This is a genomic window from Dehalococcoides mccartyi CG5 (assembly GCF_000830885.1).
Taxonomy (GTDB): Bacteria; Chloroflexota; Dehalococcoidia; order Dehalococcoidales; family Dehalococcoidaceae; genus Dehalococcoides; species Dehalococcoides mccartyi_B.
This window is the reverse complement of sequence record NZ_CP006951.1, coordinates 81,585-100,791: the sequence shown is the minus strand read 5'-3', so window position 1 is coordinate 100,791 and position 19,207 is coordinate 81,585. Positions and strand designations below refer to the sequence as shown.

The window sequence follows — 19,207 nt, the reverse complement described above, 5'->3', positions numbered from 1 at the left end:
GTCCGGAATATATTCAGGAAAGCCGTATATCCGCTATGATAGCCAGATGGTCCGATGCCAAGCTAACAATGGTATATGAATCTATATACTCTATTTCAGGCGAAGCCCAGATATAATCTATCCGCTGGTACAGGTCTGCTGAATGGTAAGTAAGGACAGATGTCTGCCCTTCCAGACTGTCAGAAAGACCAGCCTGCCGCAGTAAACCTATCTCCTCCGAATCCGGTTCAGCATTAAAATCACCCAGTATTATAGTTGCAGGAGCATTATCCCAAAAATCTGCCAGCTCCCCTGCCTGAATAAGGCGCACATCTCCTTCTTCAGGTACATGATGCAAATGGGTAGCCGCCAGATACAGATACCTGCCGCCCAAATCCAGCACTGCATTCAGATAGCCCCGTTTGATAGGCAATTCTTCACTTTCCAGACTGACATTATGGGTATCCAGAATGGGGTATTTTGACAGTATGGCATTACCCCAGTATTCACCGGCCGTAGCCCCAAAAGCAGAGTACATATTCAGCCGCTGGGAAAGCCACTCAAGCATATCCACCCGTCCGCTTATCACCCAGCCGCGGGAAATCTCCTGTAAAGCCACCACATCCGCCCCGCTGTCTTCAATCACCCTTGCCAGAGCTTCCATATCCAGCTTACCCTGAGTATTAAACCCGTTATGTAAATTATAAGTCATAATCCGCAGACTGCCCTCAAATTGAGGGGGAGACGGAGGTGTTTTATATGTAAGCAAACCTAAAAGAGGCAGAGTCAAAAGCAAAACTGACATGGCCGGTAAAATGAACCTGTCACTCTTGAAATCCAGCAGAGGCAGGCTCTCCCGCCCGGAATACAGGGCCAAACCCACCACTATCAGTCCGGCTACCAGCTCCAGAACTGTATTGTCATACGGCACAGCCACCTGATAGACAGCGTAATATCCCAGCAGCAATATAACGAATACAAGCATACCCAGACCGCTAGGCAGATTCAGACTTTCAGAATGCCCGTCAGCCTTCCTGCCGCCAATATAGCGGAGAATCACCCCAAACAGGAGTACCACTGCCAATTGCCCCAGTACCTGCTGGATAAGGCTTACAAAAGCCACTCCATCAGAAATACCGGTCAGGGAGAGTATCAGGCACAGGCTGGATATCAGGGTAAGCAGCCGGATGTGTCTTTCAGAGAGTGACAATACCCAGAGTATACCTACTAAACCCAGTGAAAGCGCCCCTAGTACAAACATTGAAGCCACCGGACTGGAAAAACCGCTAAGAGCAGACAAACGGGCAATATTCCCGAAGACTACCAACTCTAAAAAGAGGAACGGCCCTATTGCCAGCCAGCCAAGGCCGTCATTACTGGCAGCCGGCCCCTCAGCCAGAGGCATATGCACCGTAAGCAAAAACAATAAAAAGCCCACCATTACAGCACTAACCAGCAAAGGAAAAAATGAAGGCTGGTTGAGCAGGTCATAGGTACCAAATCCGGCAGACAGGGCGGCATTCAGCAGTAATCCGAAGACAGCACCCGCCCCGAAATGCCCCACCGCAGACGGACCGCGCACCCGGGCACTATCCAGATAAACACACAGGAAAATACCGAAAAGAGACAATCCCAAAGCGGAACAGACAAAATTTAAAAGAGGCTCGGAAAAACCTATCTGGGCCAGCAGGCTGAGTATACCCACTCCACCAGCACTAAAAATAATGGCTTTGTAACTGCATAAAAAACGGCGCAGGGGTTTGGCCAAAAATGACAGGCTGAAAACAGTCAGGGCTATTAACCCCAGCACTCCTGCCCCCTGCCCGAAGCGGTCTCCCAATATCCAGGTCATACCCGAACCGAATAAAGGAAACAAACTTATCGCCAGTGTAAAAACCAGCGCCGGCAATAAAAATTCCACTGCACCCGGTTTTTCTTGAAAAAATTTTTTCATGCCTGCTATACCTCACTTCCCAATAAAGGTTGACCAGTTGAAAGCATTTATATTAAAAGCCTTTATTCTGCCAGCTTTACCTTTACAACCGCCCTTTCCAGAGCGCTTGCGTTTATCAGCACCCGTTCTTTAAAACCGAAAATCCCGGCCAGCAGGCGGTCAGGAAATACCTCCCGGCGGGTATTGTAAAAAGTAGCTATAGAGTTATAGTAATCACGGGCCAGAGCTATCCGTGACTCGGTAGCCGCCAGTTCCTCCTGTATCTTCAGGAATAAAGTGTCCGCCTTGAGTTCGGGGTATCTTTCCATATTAAAAACCAGTATGGCAGACGCACCCTGAATATCTTTGGGGTATTGCCCGTTTACTTTTGAGATAGTGCGTACTTCTGCCAGCATCTCCTGAAGTTCACGCTCGTGTTTACCGAAACCCTCCACACTTTTTGCCAGATTGGGTATCAGGTCAAAACGGCGTTTCAGTTGAATATCCACCTGGGCGTATCCCTGGCAAACCCTGTTCCTTAGCCCCACCAGACTGTTATACCCTGCCCACAGCCAGCCAAACAGCCAGCAAATCAGGTAAAGCCCAAGCCACAAAACTGCAACCCCAAAATCAGGGTTGAAACCGGAAGTACTTTCTTGAGACAGCAGCAGGCCGCTCCCCGAAGCCAGCAGCAAACCCAGCCCTACCCAAAACCAGAACCAGCCGCTGTAAGTGCGGCTTATCTGCTTTTCGGTGCGGGTGGAAATCACGTACAGGGGGGCAGATTTATCCTTGGCTATCTCCGGGGCAACTATATCCTGCCGTTCTCTGGATTGACCCATTATGTAAAGCCCTGCATGCAGAGGGATAGCTTCTTCGGTAAAACGGCGCTGATGGTCGGAGTTTGGTATACTCGCTTGCGGGCCTTTGGCATAATACAGCGGGTCATTTTGACCGCAGGTCCGGTTAAACAGGTTTTTCGGCTGAATATCTGCACCCTCCGGCTGAATAAGGATAATCCCCGTTTCGTCTTTAAGATAAAACGGCTGCATCTCTTTGCCGGAAGCCACCTGTGTCCAGCCGCTTTCCTGGCGGGTACGGAACTGGACATGTCCCTTGGCATCGGTAAAACTTTCAGTCACCATGCGCGACCAGCGTTCCTCTACCTTGTAGTAGTAATAAACACACTGCTCGGCGGAAAGAAAACCGGTAAAAGGTTTTTCACTCTCGGCAGTGCCTTTAAGCTCAACCAGCCCGATAAACACTCCATGGGTACGCGAGGTGGGAATATCATCTACCAGCCGTTTGCGGCGCATAGTCCGAAATGCCAGCGCCAGAGCTGCCAGACCAAGTACAAAAACCAGATAACCCCAAATCTGAAATTCCATCAGCCTATCCCCCATCCAAAGGTTTATACGGTCTTTATAATAACATACCCGCCTTTCAGGCGGATAAAAGCCAGCCCGGATAGTATTTTAAATATTACCGCAGGCTGATTTTTCAGTTAATATTTTACACAACAGTGTTATACCAGTATACTGTGAGGACTATCCCATAAATTTCGACAAGGAGTTAATAAGGTCCTGATGACTATCAAAATAGTAACTGACAGCACAGCTGATTTACCGGCTGATATAGTAAAAAATCTGGGTATTACGGTTGTACCTCTGTATGTCCATTTTGGAAACGAAGTATTCCGTGACGGAGTGGATATAAACAAGGAAACTTTCTTTGACCGGCTGGCCCACGGCGGTATTCACCCCAAAACTTCCCAGCCCAGCCCCGAAGATTTTGCCAACGTTTACCGCGAACTGGCCAAAGATAACGCCACCGGCATTGTATCCATACACATTTCTTCCAAATTCAGCGGCACTTACCAGTCTGCGATGGAGGGTGCCAAAATCTCAGGGGTAAGCTGCCCGATAGAGGTTATAGATTCCCGCCTGCTTTCCATGGGCATGGGGCTTGTTATAAAGGCCGCCGCCATTGCCTCCCGTTCAGGCAAAAAACTGGGTGAGGTTGTGGAAGACTGCAAAAACAATATCCCCAAGATAAAACTGATGGGATTTTTTGATACCCTGCGTTACGTTCAGGTAGGCGGACGGCTGGGCAAAGCCAAAATCCTGATGGGCTCCCTGCTGGGTGTTAAACCTGTTCTGACAGTGGCAGACGGAGAATACCAGCCCTGCGGGCGGGTTCGCAATACCGGCAAAGGTCTGGAACGCTTGGTGGAATTTGCCAAAACAGGGAAAAATATCGTAGATATGAGCGTAATCCATTCCACCACTCCGGAAACCGCCCATAAACTGGCTGAGATGCTTAGTGATATTTTCCCCAAAGACCAAACCATCATTGCCCAGCTGGGCGCGGTCCTAGGCACTCACGGCGGACCCGGCACTCTCTGGGTGGCCTATAAAGAAGCCTGATAATCATATAATAGATACTGTATTTAATTGAGGGGGGTTATTCCCCCCTTTTTATATTATCCGAACGGCCTGCACATGCTATAATTTAAATACAGGGAATCTTCTTTCGCACCCCCTGAGCTACCCAACACGCAGGGAGGGTCAAATGAGCTTTGCAGCTATATTTTCCATAATTGCCGGGGTGCTGGTTATTTTTCAGTGGAGGGAAAACCTTAACCGGCGGGCAATCCAAGACCCCAACAAGGGTTACAAGGTCAGATGGGGTACTTACGAGCTTACACTCCGCTCGGCTGCCGAATTTGCCACCGCCCTTATGCTTATTCTGGCTGGCACAGGTTTGCTGTCTGAGCAGAGCTGGGGGGAAAGTATCTATCTGCTGGCAACCGGCATGTTCATCTATTCAGCCGTAAACAGCCCCGGTTACTTTGTCCAGCAGAAAAACTGGGCCGTGGTAGCCGTTTATGCCATAGCCCTGGAACTGGCCATACTGGGGGTAATACTCTTCCTATAGGTTTGAAATATATTTCAAACTCCCAAGCTATAGTTTAAACCCGCTCTTGGCCGTCCATAGTGCCTGAATTCAAAGTATAGGGGGCAGACCTCACGGTCTGCCCCTTTTGCATATATATTATGACCGGGATATAGCTCCTTCCAATTCATCCAGCAGAGGGTGCTGGTATTTTTCAATATCCCCGCTGTCACACAAAGCCGCCAGAGCTGGATCCAAAGGCATTTGCCCTATAAAAGGCACGCCTATTGACTTTGCCAGTTCCTCCCCATGCCCTGTTCCGAAGACTTCAATCTTTTTATCCAGTTCGGGGACTTTCAGGTAAGCCATATTCTCCACTAAACCGATAATGGGTTTCCCCATTTTCTCCGCCATACTGACAGCCTTTCGGGCTACCATCTCCACCAAACCTTGCGGAGTAAATACCACCAGAATACCCGAAATAGGAAGCGACTGTAATACCGTCAGGGATGCATCACTGGTTCCGGGAGGCAAATCAACTACCATATAATCCAGCTCGCCCCAGAGCACATCATCCCAGAACTGGTTAATCATCTTGGAAATAAGAGGCCCGCGCCAGATAACAGCGTCATCCTGATTGGTTAATAACAAATTGGTAGAAACCAGAGAAATACCCGCACGGGATTGAGCCGGCAAAATAGCTTCCTCATTTCCCGCAAGGTGCTGGTTTGCACCAAACATTTTGGGTATGCTGGAACCGGTTATGTCAGCATCTAGTATACCCACCCTGTATCCTTGCCGGTTTAAGGCCACTGCACACAGACCGGTTATAAGTGATTTGCCTACACCGCCCTTGCCGCTCATAACGGCTACTACTTTCTTAACATGGTTGAGTTCATTTAAGGGCACGGAAATATATTCAATCTCCAGCGTTTGTTTATTAAGCAGCGGCTTTAGACACAGGCTTATATCCTGCCGCAAAATTTGCTGGCTGCTTGCTGATAAACCGGCTCCGGCTACACTTATTTTTATTTTATCGGGCTTAACCTCAATATCCCGTAAAAGATTAAGGTTTGCCAGTGTGCGTCCGCTGGCGGCTACATTTATTTTACCCAGAGTTTCCCTTATTTCAGGCTCAATAGACATAATTTATACATTCCCCTGCATATTTTATTTAAACCATACATTAACACTGCCAAATTCGCTAACCAAGCTTACTCGCTTTCTTAGAGGAACCACCCCCGCTAATAAAACTTCAATTTGCAGTCTAAAGATTGCTTTGTTATTATGAGCATATGCCCATTAGTAATATTATACCAATATAAAAGGAGCGTCAACGCGAGCAAATTTGGCAAACGCCAAACGTATTTCACCCACTGTCATACCAAATACATCCTGAAAAACTGTGCCCTATTATTTATGACAGCAAAAGTATACCCGAATAAATTGACAACAAGGTTATATCTTATTATACTCTAACAGGTGGTACTAGTACCTTAGGACTAGTACTCTTTGCGCCAGTAATTTAATACACGCCTCACAATATCTATCAACCCTAATCTCCAGAGCAGCCAAACTTAACAAGATATCTTGTAAGATAAGTATAAACTAGGGCAGGAGTAAGCGATGACAGATAAAGGCAAAAAAGGAACCACCCGGTCAACCCACCCGCCCACACGCAGGGATTTTATAAAAAGTTCCGGCGGCGTGCTGGGACTAGCGGCAATAACCAAGCTGGACGAACGCACTCAAAATTTTTCGGCAGCTGTGGCACCACCCTCTACAGTAAGCTTCCCTCCTGAAGAAACAGCCTTTATCCCCAACTCTACCAAGGAAGACCCGTTAATCCGCATGCAGGCAGAACTTCGCCGGGCAATGCAAAAACCGGCCGCAGAACGCCACTGGGCTATGGTAATCAACCTGCGGAAGTGTGTCGGCTGCCATGCCTGCACCGAAGCCTGTGTTTCAGAAAACAAGCTCCCTCCGGGGGTAATATACCGTTTCGTTATGGACGAGGAAATAGGCCAGTACCCAAACGTTTCCAGACGCTTCACTCCCCGTCCCTGTATGCACTGTGACAATCCCCCTTGTACCCAAGTCTGCCCGGTGGGTGCTACCTTTAAACAGGCAGACGGGACAGTGGTTATTGACTACCAGCGCTGTATAGGCTGCCGTTTTTGCATCGTAGCCTGTCCCTATACCGCCCGAACTATGGATTACGGTGACAACTATCTGGAAGACGAACCTGAAGATTCCGGCCTGGTGCTGGGTTATGAGCAAGGCGGAGTCTGGCAAAGCGCCTCCAATTTTGAATATGGCAACGAACATTCGCGCACACCCAAACGGGATTCGCCTATCGGCAATGCCCGCAAATGCCATTTCTGCCTGCACCGTCTGGAAAAGGGCATGTTGCCGGCCTGTGTTACCACCTGTATCGGCCGGGTAAACTACTTCGGTGACTCCAATGACCCCGACAGTCTGGTTTCGGAACTTATAGCCAATCCGGGCATTATCCAGCTTAAATCAGAGTTGGGCACTGACCCCTCAGTTTATTATTTATTTTAACGGGAGGAGTAAGGTAAACCATGAATTGGAAAAGGATAGCACTGGGTATATTGATCCTTTCCCTTGCTGCCGGAGTCTGGGGGTTCCTGATGCTCCTCAACAATGGTCAGCAGATGCTCGGACTGGGCAGTTTCGTAGTTTGGGGCTTGTGGATGGCACTCTATGTATTTTTTGCCAGTACCGCAGCCGGTATGTTTTTTATAGCATCTCTGGATCTGCTTTTTAAAGTCAAAACTTTTGCCGGTACCGGCAAAATATTCATGCTGGCTTCACTAGCCAGCTTGGGTGCAGGTCTGATCCATATTCTTATCAACGAAGGCCGCCCTGAACGGGTTATGAACGTATTTTTACACCCTAACTTTGATTCAGTGCTGGCTTGGTCCGTCTGGATTTATACCCTTATTGCCCTGGCTACAGCCGCAATTTTGCTGGTTCTATTTATACCTCAAAAACGCTTACCCTTCCGCAAAGAACCCGTAATAAAATGGCTGATGATTCTGGGCTTTCCGGTAGCGGTCATTGCCAGTGGTGCGGTAGGTTTTACCCTTAGCACCCAATCCTCCCACTCCTTCTGGAGTGTGGGGCTTTTCCCGGTACTCTTCCCCATCTTCGGTATGTCGGCCGGATTTGCTCTCTCGCGCATAATAGTCGCCTTGTATGGAGATAAAACCAGCCCCGGTTACCCGCGTCTGGCCAAAACCATGGCTATCTCCACCATCGCCCTGTTGCTCTCCATTACGTACATTATAGGTTCGGTTCTTTTTGTAGGCATATATGACGCCACCCCGCCGACTATTGAAGCCGCCAACTATATAATGTTCGGTCAATACTGGTATGGATTCTGGATAGTTCAGATAGGTCTGGGCATTGTGGTGGCTTTGGGTGCTTTGATAAAAGTCTTATCCAAACCTGGTTTATCCAAAAAACCTGCCTGGGGTCTTACCATAGGTGTGCTGGTACTACTGGGAGCGGCTGTAGCCCGTTTGAACTTTATCATTCCGGCCCAAATAGTGGCCGGGGCAGACTTTTTGTCCAGCCCCATCATAGATAGCAGATACATAGACAGTTATATCCCCACCCTGCCCGAATGGGCACTTTCAGCGGGCATTACTGCCGCCGTCATTCTGGCCTTTTACATTATTGCCAAGATGATGAAACTGATACCTGTCAGAATTGGAAATGAGGAAACCGGTGATGAATAAAGAAAAACCAGAAAAGAACCCCTCAGGCGGCATAACCCGGGCTAATTTTATAAAGGTTTCAGCTCTGCTGGGAGGAACTGCCCTGCTGTCCGGCTGCGACCTGGGTACAAAACCCAGACGGATACTGGGCAGCAGTGATTACCCTTTATCCAAGGCTGAAGATATTATCTACAGTACCTGCCAGCAGTGTGCCACCCAATGCAGTATAAAGGTAAAACTGATTGACGGCGTTATTGCCAAAGTAGACGGAAACCCGTTCAGTCCGTGGAATATGATGCCCCATCTGGACTACAAAACCCCGGTAACAACATCTGCCTTCACTGATGCAAGTATCTGCCCCAAAGGGCATTCGGGTGCCCAAACATCATATGACCCGTTCCGTCTGGTAAAAGTAATAAAACGTGACGGCCCCCGAGGCTCCAACAAATGGATAAGCATTCCCTTTGCCCAGGCAATAGATGAAATAGCCAACGGAGGCAAACTGTTTTCAAACGTGCCCGGTGAAGAAAACCGGACAGTTGAAGGTTTAAAAGATATCTGGGCACTGCGTTCCCCCGAAATAACAAAAGCCATCAAGAATGATATAACCGCTATCTGGGCTGAAAAAGACGCAACCAAAAAGTCAGCTCTGGTTGCGGTTTTCAAAGAGAAGCATAAAGATTATCTGGATAAATTTATAGACCCCAACCACCCTGACCTGGGGACGAAGAACAATGGCTTCTGCTTTATGTTCGGGCGGACACAGGGTGGACGGGTAGATTTCATCAAGCGTTTTACAAATGACGCCATGGGCTCTGTAAATGCTCACGGGCATACCGCCGTCTGCCAGGGTAGCCTTTTTCAATCAGCCAAAGCCCTAAGTGCCCAGTTTGATTCCGGCACGGGGTCATTTTCAGAAGGCGAAAAGTTTTACTGGATGGCCGACATAGGCAAGAGTGAATTTGTTATTTTTACCGGAGCGTCCCCCTTTGAGGCCAGCTTTGGCCCGACCAGCCGCTCCATGCGGATAAGTGAAGGCTTGGATACAGGACGAATGAAATATGCCGTAGTTGACCCGCGTTTCTCCAAAGCCGCTTCCAAGGCATGGAAATGGCTTCCGGCCAAACCCGGTACTGAAGGGGCACTGGCACTGGCTTTAATCCGCTGGATATTTGATAACAGCCGCTATGACGCCAGATATCTGGCAAATGCCAACAAAGCCGCCGCTGATGCAGACGGAGAACCTACCTGGAGCGGTTCCAGCTGGCTGGTGAAGATAGATGCCGCCGGCAGAGCTGCCAGACTGCTAAGGGCTTCGGATATCGGTTTGGAACAGGGCAATTTCAGCTTTGATACTCCGCTGGTTATGAAACAGGGTCAGTTTACCCGGTTTGATCCCAACGATAAAGTAAATGCAGTTGAAGGTGAGCTTCTGGTAGATACCACTGTAAACGGTTTGCGGGTGAAAAGCAGCCTGCAAATACTCCGTGACGAAGCTTCCAGCCATACGATAGAGGAATGGGCGGAAATCTGCGGAGTAAAGGCAGATGACCTTGCCGAAATAGCCAGTGAATTTACCAGCCACGGCAAAAAAGCGGCGGCAGATATCCACCGGGGTGTCAGCCAGCATACCAACGGTTTTTACAACTCCCTTGCCTGGTGGAACCTGAATATGCTGATAGGCAACTATGACTGGCAGGGCGGCATGCTAAAGGGCTCTGCCTATGATATCAAGGGCGGCAAAGCCGGCGGGCCGTTCAATCTGGGACAAATGAGACCCGGTGCGCTTACACCCTCCGGAGTAAACATTGTCAGACACGGAAATATCTACGAAGATACCACTCTTTACCAGAGCACAGGTTACCCGGCTAAGCGAAACTGGTATCCCCTTTCGGAAGATATTTATCAGGAGGTTATTCCTTCTGCCGGAGATGCCTATCCCTACCCTATCAAAGCCCTTTTCCTGCACATGGGTTCACCTGTTTACGTAGTCCCAGCCGGGCATACTGCTCTGGAATTCCTGACGGACCCGGAGAAACTGCCCCTGCTGGTTGTTACCGACATTGTCGTAAGTGAAACCTCCATGTATGCAGATTACATTTTCCCGGATCTGACCAACATGGAACGCTGGGAATTTGCCGGCAGCCAAAATACTATTCCCTTCAAATCCCAGCCGGTCAGGCAACCCGCCATTGCCCCTTTGGTGGAAACAGTAAAGGTTTTCGGTCAGGATATGCCCCTGTCCATGGAAACCATGCTGCTGGGTCTGGCGGAAGAAATGGGTTTGCCGGGATTCGGGCCTGACGGGCTGGGACAAGGTATACCCCTTAGCCACTTTGATGACCTCTACCTGAGAATGGCTGCCAATCTGGCCTTCGGGGAAAAAGCTGACGGCTCTGATGCAGTACCTGATGCAGACGAAGAAGAAATACGAATATTTACCCAAGCCAGACGCCATATGCCGGATAATATTTATAACCTTGAACGCTGGAGCAGTTTGGCAGGCGAAAACTGGCCAAAAGTTGTATACATGCTGAACCGGGGCGGCCGCTTCCAGGACTATGAAGGGGGTTATCCTGCCGATCAGCAGCTGGGCAACAAATATGGCCGCCTGTTCAATGTGTTTTTGGAAAAAACCACCGAAGTTAAAAATTCGCAAACGGGTGAGTCCATTCCCGGTCATGCCTGCTACATTACGGCTGGACGTGACTGTTACGGACAGGAACTGAATGACGAAAAGAACGGATATGACCTGAGCTTAATCACTTACAGAGAGATTGCACGCACCCCCACCACCGCCAGCAACTATTATCTGAACCCCCTGCTGCCGGAAAACACTATCCTTATTAACCAGCAGGATGCAGACAGGTTGGGGCTGACTGAGACAGATATAGTCAGGGTGGTTTCCGAGAGCAATCCGAAGGGTGTCTGGAACCTGCGGAATGGCCAGGAGTGGCCCATGAACGCCAAGCTCAGCATTATGCAGGGTATCCGCCCCGGAGTGATAGCCTTTTCACTGGGGTACGGCCACTTTGCCTACGGCGGACTGGATATTACCATTGACGGCCAGTTGATTCCGGGCGAGACAAAACGAACCAAGGGTGTAAACGCCAACGCCGCCATGAGGGTAGACCCGCACCTGAAAAATACCTGTCTGGTTGATACCGTTGGGGGCAGTGCCGTTTTTTACGATACCAAGGTCAGACTGGAAAAAGTTAATACCTAACCAAAGCACGAGGAGGCTAGCTGTGAACACATATTTAAACCCTGAAAAAAACCGTATCCCTACAGGCCTGACCCTGGCAGTCATAGGTTCTGTATGGGGGCTTCTGGAAATGGCGCTTGGCGGTTTCCTGCACGCAATCCATTTTGCCAATCAAGGGGCAGTTATGGGCGGTCTGGCTATATCCCTAATGGCCATATTCCTGAGCATTACCAAGAAACCTGCCCTTGTCCCCCTGCTGGGCATTATTGCGGCATCTTTCAAACCCTTCTCTGCTTTTATTTTCGGCGAACCGGTATTTTCCGCTTACGTAATCAACCCCGCCATAGCCATTATAATGGAGGCTGTTGCCTTCGGGGCTATTGCTTTTATCTTCAAAAAGGCTATGGAAAAGCATCTTTTCGCCCAGATAACCACCGGTTTTCTGGCAGGGGCTTTGGGTATAGTATTATATGCCGTTATTGCCTCGGTATTCGGTCTGGGCAAATGGCCTATGCTTGATATGGCCGGCAAGCTAGACACCATCGTAAGCACCGGCTTGCCGGTTGCCTTGGCCGGTACTATTACTCTTGCAGCCGGATACTATCTGGGTAAATTCGGTATGCCCAAACTGGCAAATTTCAAAACTAACTATCCCCGCCTGTACTACGTAACTTCAGCAGCTGCGGTAGTATCGTGCTGGGTTATTCCGGCAGTATTTCATCTGGGAGCTTAGGTGAACCTTATTATCACCGGAGAGGTGGGCAGCGGTAAAAGCTCACATTGCCAAAGATATGCTAAACACCTGCAGGAGTGCGGTTTTAAAACCGGTGGTGTGATTTGCCGGCCTGTGTTTCAGGAAACAACCAAAACCGGTTACAAGGTTACCGATATCCGCACTTCTGCAGAGACTATTTTCAGCCTTACCCACCCCCCGGCTGAATTCACGGGAGAAAAGGTTGGCAAGTACTCTATCTGCCAAAGCGGCCTTTCTTTTGCCGGCAAAGCCATACAGGAGGCTATCCAAACCGGTTGCACGGTTATATTCCTTGATGAAATAGGTCACTTGGAGATAGCCGGCAAAGGGCTGGCTGAACACGCCCGTCTAGCTTACCAAAAGGCACCTCATACCATATCTGTAGTCCGCAAGTCTCTGCTTTCAAAGTTTCTGGCAGCCTTTGCACCAGACAAGTCCAACAACATTTTTGTAATACAGGACACTCAGACTGACACAGATATACACACACATTATTTTGAAAATAGGGCTGACACAGTTGATATCAGCTGCATTATACTGGCAGGTGGTAAAAGCACCCGTTTGGGCAGCAATAAAGTAACCGCCACCTTAAACTCGCAAACTCTGCTTGAAAGGGCTATAGCCAACCTTGCCGGTTACGGAGATGAAATTTTGGTGGTTACTGCTTACAGCAAAACAGATGACAAAACCCGGCAGCTTGCCGGTATCAAAATAATACAGGATATCCTGCCGGATAAAGGGCCGCTAGCCGGTATTTATAGCGGTCTCATGGCGTCAAATTCCCCGCTAAATTTGGTAATAGCCTGTGACATGCCCTTTATTAACCGGCCACTCCTTGAATACATGAGAGCACAGGCTGAAGGTTACGAAGCTGTAGTACCCAGACTGGCGCAAAGACCCGAACCCCTCCATGCAATCTACTCCAAATCAGCCGGTGAAAAAGCCCTTGGGCTAATAAATGAGGGCAAATTTGCAGTAAGTGACCTGCTGGCTTGCCTGAAAACAAGATATATAGAAGAAGCTGAGATAAACCGCTTTGACCCTGAACACCGCAGCTTTTTCAATATAAACCGCCCGGAAGATCTGGAAAAAGCCAGAAATATAGCAGAAACCAAATCTATATAGCCGTATTTAGCTAAAACCTGATTCTTCAAAACCTGCCGTCCCCTTACCGAAAGTAATCCCGCTACTCCCGCCAACCAAATTCAATTGCGATTCGCCTATGCAACTTTTAATCTAAAGAGCCGTCCCATTGAGCACAAGAATATATTATAATTAGATGGTTATAAAAATATTGTGCACAGGAGGATACAATGCCAGAGTTTGGATCACCCTTTTCCGGAATGGCTAAAGGCCAACCCCTAAGTAACGAAGAGCTTATACGGGCGATAAGATTTATGGTAGCAGCCGAATATGAAGCGATACAGCTTTATATGCAACTAGCCGAATCCACTACCAACAGGCTAGCCATAGAAGTACTCCGGGATATTGCCAATGAAGAAAAGGTGCACGCCGGTGAATTTCTCAGACTCTTAAAGGAACTTGCCCCTGACGAAGAGAATTTTTACGCTGATGGAGCAAAGGAAGTCGAAGAGGAAATAGAGAAACGCAAGAACAAATAACTGACCTTGTGCAGTAATAATTTGTTTCTGTGTGAGTTAGTCAATAGCTTCACTACTGACAGGTTTTAAGGCCTTCATTCAGTATATGCTGGGGTGCGGTGTACTGTAGTGAACATAAATTATTGCTTTTAAGCACCCGGAATATATAAATGGGTAGAAATCAAAACTCCACCCATTTATATACTCCACAGTCTGCAGCCTTATCAACAACTCTCTCCATTAAATCAAGTTAAAACCTGAACCATTGGCATTCAGCCTTCCGGAAAGGTTTTTGAAATTAGTTAAATGGTAGGTTTTAGCTTGGGGCTGTTCGTGAGAACCCGATGTAGTTAAATGGTAAGAAAGCATTCATTTTTGGCTACCGACAGCGCTTTTAGCTTTATGGTGGAGCTGGGGTGGCAGTAGATAGAACTCTTAAGGAATTTGTTCTTACTTTTAGCATCAATCTGCAGCGGTATTAGCCAAGTAAAAGCGCATTTATTAATAGAATAGAGCTTGTTATGAGACTAGATTTTTGAAGAAACATTTTCAAGGCAATAACCTTTGCCAAGTTTTGTGACAATAACAACAGGATTTTGATGGTCTGTTTCGATCTTTGAGCGTAAACGATTAATGTATACCCTCAATGCTTCAATTGCACCATCGTATTCTTCCCCCCAAATCGCCTCTGATAGCTCTGAGAAAGTGGCTAGTTCTGGTGAATTCTTAAGGAGAATTCCTATAATGATACTTTCCGTTTTAGTTAAAATAATCCTTTTTGATTTATTAAATAATTCACCAGATATTGGATTGAAGGAGAGTGTTCCCTTTACGATCGGAGATCCAAGATTATGTGAGTTTCTGCGTATCAGTGCCTTAACTCGAGCAATAAGTTCGAGCTGACCGAACGGTTTTACAACATATTCATCTGCTCCGAGCTGAATGCCTTTCACAATATCCTGCTCACTGTCTCGCACAGATGTTATGAGAATGGGGACATCGGAAAATTTCCTGATTTCTTTTATAACATCGAATCCAGAAATATCTGGTAGCCCTATGTCCAATATTACAATATCGGGAGTTTCTTGTTCTGCTAAGTCTATAGCCTGTTCTCCTGTGCTGGTTGTTATAATCTGACAATTAGGCCAGCCTATGCCAAAAGCAAAGCAAATGTATTCGATAATCCCGGAGTCATCTTCTACTAAAAGTACTTTCATACACCTATCCTACTTGAAATGGTAGCGTGAATGAAACACGGGTACCTTTATGGACTCTGCTTGAAAGAGAAATCGTACCGCCATGTAGATTAACCAGCATTTTTGTCAGAGATAAACCCATTCCAAACCCGCTGAGATTATCTTTACTCCGCAGATTAACACTGTATGGTTCAAAAATTACCTTTTGATCTTTCATAGGGATACCGCAACCATTATCCTCAACCGTGATTATTTCTGTAGTGCCAATAACATCACTTGTTATTCGTATTTGTCCGTTGGGTTTAGTGAATTTTATTGAATTGCTAAGCAAATTATCAATTATTTGTATCAATCGGTCTTCATCTGCCCATAAAATGCTGGGGGCGGATTTTATTTCCAATTCGATTTCAAGACCATGTTTCTTCGCTTCAAGTTGCCTTTGGGAAACAATATCTTGCAGTAGACCAGATATATCAACAGCTTTTGGCTTAATTTGAAGTATTCCGATCTCACCTTTGACAAGATCGATTAAATCCGAAATTCTTTTATCGAGTTTTTTTGTACTTAGTAAACAATTCCTTGCTAATACCTTTAATTTAGGATCATTAACTAAAGATTTTGAGAGGATTTCGCTAAGCCCCAAGAGAGATGTTATGGGTGTTTTCAATTCATGTATCATGCCTCGGACAAATGCCTTATTAGTTTGAAGTCTTTGTTTGGCTTCATTGTATTGCTGTTTTAAGTGACTTTCCAGGGATTTTCTTTCACTGATATTCCTGTACACGCTGAAAGCAGAAACTTTTTTGTTATATTTACTCAGACTTACGGTTAACTCTGTTGGATACCTTTCACCAAATTTCGTGATACAGACTGTTTCAAAACACAGTTTTGAATTTGTGTTCAGGGTTTTCACACGTTCTATATGCTTCGTCATTTGGTCAGGTGCTGCGATTTCGGCAGGTGACATTTTTAGAAGTTCTGCTTTAGTATATCCTAACATTTTACATAAACTTTTATTCACCAAGAGGTATTTCCCTGATTCAATTGGTATACAAGAACAATCAACTATTGCCAATCCATCAATGCAATGATCAAAAAAGTATTGGAAGGGATCTTTTTGCTTATCTTTACGATTTTCAATTTTCATAACAAATATTCTCATAATGATTTTAAGTTTATTCTGGAATGAACTAACTAAGACACAGCCGTTGTATTAAATAGCCTCAAGGTATGGACCTAACAAAAAGTTATCCCTGAAAATTATTGGTTTTTACAGTTAATTGCATTCAGCGTTTATATTCGCTTGATTGGTATAAATTATCTGGAAAGTATAACTAAAATATATTATATACCAAAGAATTACTAAATCGTATTACCATTTTGTAATGTATTCGGCGTTATAAGTTAGCAGAATGTAATCCCCTATCTGATATCGTTTAAGAAATAATCAGGAGGAGGAGTTATGTCTGAATTTCATTCTACCATTTCACGCCGAGATTTTATGAAAGCGGTGGGTCTAGCAGGTGCAAGCATTGGAGTAGCAAGTGCTGTTAGTCCTGTTTTTCATGATCTGGATGAAGTCTCAAGCAGTGCACCCGCAACATGGAAGCGCCCTTGGTATGTCAAGCAAACAGATGAACCTACGATGGAGATTGATTGGGATAAGCTTGAGCGATACGATGTACGCAAATCTATTGTTATCGATCCGCAAGAGGCACAGCAATTACAACAAGCGCAATGGAACCGTTGGGATCAAGGCACATTAGATAATAAACCTGGATATCGGATGCGGGATAGATCCCTTAGTCAAACTTGTTGGCTTTATCAAGGCGGCAGTTTAACCTATAGCAGCTGGACCGGTCCGGTAATGAATGCGTTGTTTTATAGAGAATTTGAATCTGATGCGAGATGGGCAGCCCTACCCAAATGGGAAGCTACACCAGAGGAAAACAGTAAAACACTTCGTGCCGCTTTAGTACATCTTGGCGCTTATCAGGTGGCTTTCCTGCCGCTTGATGCAAAAACCAAAAAGCTTATACTGTCTTATGGCACAATGTCTACACCAATCTTACAATCTGGTGCCAGGGAAATAGTATTCGAAGATGTAGATAAAGGTTACGAAACTACTACTAAAATAGTTATCCCTAACAAATGTAAATGGGCTATTGTCTATACAGTTGCACAATCAAATGAACTTTCAAGACGCACGACTACACCCTTAGGAGTTGCTGGTTTTGCGAGAGGATACTCTGACTTAATTATCATGGAAGGCTTTACCCAGCAATTTTTGAAAGGCCTCGGCTATCAGGGGTTAGCCGGAAATACATTTAATGCAATGGTTACTGGATTTGGGGTTCTCAGTGGACTTGGTGAATCTTCCCGTGCCAGTTTTATGATATCGCCGGAATATGGTGCAACAGTAAGACAGTCAACTGTGGTCTTTACTGATTTGCCATTAGCACCTACAAATCCTATAGATGCGGGTATGTTTAAATTTTGCAGCACTTGTAAGAAATGTGCTGAAGTTTGCCCCTCATCTTCGATAAACAAAGCATCCGAACCTTCTTGGGATTGCGTGACAGGCCCTTGGAATAATCCTGGTATAAAAGGTTTCAAGAACAACTATGCATCGTGTTTTAAGTACTGGTTACAAGGTGATACGTTTGGCTGTGGTATATGCCAGGGTTCTTGTGTTTTCACAAAATTTGATGATGCGGCTATCCATGAGGTTGTTAAGGCCACTGTGGCAAGCACTCCTTTGTTTAACGGATTCTTCCGCACTATGGATGATTTCTTCGGGTATGGGATGCGAGATGATATGGACTCATGGTGGGACGAAGAACGACCAGGAAATCTTAGGCGTTACTAGATTTTTAACAAATATTTAAGGAGATATTTATATGTGGGTAATCATTGGGTTTGTTTTGGGTATATTATCCTATTGGCTAGTTAATTGGACCAAGAATAAAGGATTAGCCTTGAATTGGTATGAATGGGTAATCGGAATAATCGGTCTGTTTTTGCTCGTATTCACATTACAAAATTTTCTGGGAAGCTTCACCGAACTAGAGCCAAAGGCGGCATATTTCTTCCTTCTGGTTACTGGTTTGCCAGCGGTAATATTGCTTGCACTTACATGGCAATTGGTAATTAGAAGAGTCAAATAACTGTAATTTGGACTGCAAAAGTCATACGAAAAGAGGGGGAAGCTAGCTTCCCCCTCTACTTTTATTCGAATTTCCAATTATACACAGCCGCAATATCATAAATCTCATCTTAAAATATGTTTATGTACGGGGAGATATATAGATATGAAGTTAGTTTTTGTTGATCCTGATCAAAATGCTACTGAATATTTCAAGCTATCCCTTAAGGCATCAAATCCGGAAGATACCGTACTATCTGTCGGCACTGGTAATGAAGCTCTGGATGTGCTAGAGAATCAATTCCCTGATTTACTAATAAGCGAATTAACACTCAGTGATATGGATGGTTTTCAGCTAATTAAGCAAGTAAGGCTTTTTTCACATATTCCCATTATTATATTGACCTTGATTCATGATGAATCTTCTATCATTAAAGCACTAATGCTGGGGGCTGATGAATATTTGGTTAAACCAGTACGACCACTTGAGTTGATTGCACGTACAAGGGCTATCATTCGTAATCAGCAAAATAATAATAATGATATTATCTTAAGTGCCGGTCCATTTTATCTGGAAACATCTAAACTCAGCTTAAAATACAATCGTAAAAATATACCCCTGACCCATACTGAATGCCAGATATTAGGTAAGCTGATGGATGAATTCAAGCATCCGGTTACTTATTCTAACTTAGCGAATGAAATATGGGGTGATGAGCTTGATAATGCGAGGTGTTGTCTTAGGGTGTGACC

16 protein-coding genes are annotated in these 19,207 nt (G+C 46.0%); 11 read left to right on the top strand and 5 right to left on the bottom strand.

Annotation, left to right across the window (positions count from 1 at the left end):
* Window positions 1-13: 13 nt before the first annotated feature.
* Entirely contained in the window at window positions 14-1,933 is a 1,920-nt protein-coding gene (locus X794_RS00485; RefSeq protein ID WP_011308743.1) for an endonuclease/exonuclease/phosphatase family protein, read from the bottom strand.
* A gap of 62 nt (window positions 1,934-1,995) precedes the next feature.
* On the bottom strand, window positions 1,996-3,300 hold the full coding sequence (locus X794_RS00480) for a LemA family protein (RefSeq protein ID WP_011308742.1): 1,305 nt from the start codon (window positions 3,298-3,300) through the stop codon (window positions 1,996-1,998).
* A 198-nt stretch (window positions 3,301-3,498) separates the two neighbouring features.
* On the opposite strand from X794_RS00480, the gene X794_RS00475 reads away from it, so the two are divergent.
* Both X794_RS00475 and X794_RS00470 read left to right on the top strand, forming a co-directional pair.
* The gene (locus X794_RS00475) at window positions 3,499-4,338 is read left to right on the top strand and encodes a DegV family protein (RefSeq protein ID WP_011308741.1); all 840 of its coding nucleotides are present in this window, start codon (window positions 3,499-3,501) and stop codon (window positions 4,336-4,338) included.
* 145 nt (window positions 4,339-4,483) lie between these two features.
* The gene (locus X794_RS00470; protein ID WP_011308740.1) at window positions 4,484-4,849 is read left to right on the top strand and encodes a hypothetical protein; all 366 of its coding nucleotides are present in this window, start codon (window positions 4,484-4,486) and stop codon (window positions 4,847-4,849) included.
* 117 nt (window positions 4,850-4,966) lie between these two features.
* Here the strand turns inward: X794_RS00470 and X794_RS00465 are convergent, their stop codons facing one another.
* On the bottom strand, window positions 4,967-5,953 hold the full coding sequence (locus tag X794_RS00465) for an Mrp/NBP35 family ATP-binding protein (RefSeq protein WP_011308739.1): 987 nt from the start codon (window positions 5,951-5,953) through the stop codon (window positions 4,967-4,969).
* Between the two features lie 480 nt (window positions 5,954-6,433).
* Here X794_RS00465 and X794_RS00460 point away from each other — a divergent pair, with 480 nt between their 5' ends.
* The 6 genes from X794_RS00460 to X794_RS00435 all read left to right on the top strand — a co-directional run bounded on the left by X794_RS00460 (window position 6,434) and on the right by X794_RS00435 (window position 14,134).
* Complete coding sequence (locus X794_RS00460; protein WP_011308738.1) at window positions 6,434-7,372, top strand: 4Fe-4S dicluster domain-containing protein; 939 nt, start codon at window positions 6,434-6,436, stop codon at window positions 7,370-7,372.
* A 20-nt stretch (window positions 7,373-7,392) separates the two neighbouring features.
* On the top strand, window positions 7,393-8,574 hold the full coding sequence (gene nrfD, locus X794_RS00455) for an NrfD/PsrC family molybdoenzyme membrane anchor subunit (protein WP_011928748.1): 1,182 nt from the start codon (window positions 7,393-7,395) through the stop codon (window positions 8,572-8,574).
* Window positions 8,567-11,779 (top strand): molybdopterin-dependent oxidoreductase, encoded by a 3,213-nt coding sequence (locus X794_RS00450; protein WP_041344443.1) that lies wholly within the window; start codon window positions 8,567-8,569, stop codon window positions 11,777-11,779. Before nrfD ends, X794_RS00450 begins: the two co-directional genes overlap by 8 nt.
* A 22-nt stretch (window positions 11,780-11,801) precedes the next feature.
* Window positions 11,802-12,491: a hypothetical protein gene (locus X794_RS00445; protein ID WP_011308735.1), complete on the top strand. Its 690-nt coding sequence runs from the start codon at window positions 11,802-11,804 to the stop codon at window positions 12,489-12,491.
* The gene (locus X794_RS00440; protein WP_041344441.1) at window positions 12,492-13,637 is read left to right on the top strand and encodes an NTP transferase domain-containing protein; all 1,146 of its coding nucleotides are present in this window, start codon (window positions 12,492-12,494) and stop codon (window positions 13,635-13,637) included.
* Window positions 13,638-13,825: 188 nt separating this feature from the next.
* The gene (locus X794_RS00435; RefSeq protein WP_011308733.1) at window positions 13,826-14,134 is read left to right on the top strand and encodes a ferritin family protein; all 309 of its coding nucleotides are present in this window, start codon (window positions 13,826-13,828) and stop codon (window positions 14,132-14,134) included.
* Between the two features lie 506 nt (window positions 14,135-14,640).
* Here the strand turns inward: X794_RS00435 and X794_RS00430 are convergent.
* A complete protein-coding gene (locus X794_RS00430; RefSeq protein ID WP_041344440.1) occupies window positions 14,641-15,330 on the bottom strand; it encodes a response regulator transcription factor in 690 nt (229 codons plus the stop codon).
* A gap of 4 nt (window positions 15,331-15,334) precedes the next feature.
* Complete coding sequence (locus tag X794_RS00425) at window positions 15,335-16,456, bottom strand: PAS domain-containing sensor histidine kinase (protein ID WP_041344438.1); 1,122 nt, start codon at window positions 16,454-16,456, stop codon at window positions 15,335-15,337.
* Window positions 16,457-16,771: 315 nt separating this feature from the next.
* Between X794_RS00425 and X794_RS00420 the strand changes: the two genes are divergently transcribed.
* The 3 genes from X794_RS00420 to X794_RS00410 all read left to right on the top strand — a co-directional run bounded on the left by X794_RS00420 (window position 16,772) and on the right by X794_RS00410 (window position 19,205).
* The gene (locus tag X794_RS00420; RefSeq protein ID WP_041344437.1) at window positions 16,772-18,178 is read left to right on the top strand and encodes a reductive dehalogenase; all 1,407 of its coding nucleotides are present in this window, start codon (window positions 16,772-16,774) and stop codon (window positions 18,176-18,178) included.
* A 31-nt stretch (window positions 18,179-18,209) separates the two neighbouring features.
* On the top strand, window positions 18,210-18,476 hold the full coding sequence (locus X794_RS00415) for a hypothetical protein (protein ID WP_041344436.1): 267 nt from the start codon (window positions 18,210-18,212) through the stop codon (window positions 18,474-18,476).
* Between the two features lie 144 nt (window positions 18,477-18,620).
* On the top strand, window positions 18,621-19,205 hold the full coding sequence (locus X794_RS00410; protein ID WP_052471051.1) for a response regulator transcription factor: 585 nt from the start codon (window positions 18,621-18,623) through the stop codon (window positions 19,203-19,205).
* Window positions 19,206-19,207 lie beyond the last annotated feature (2 nt).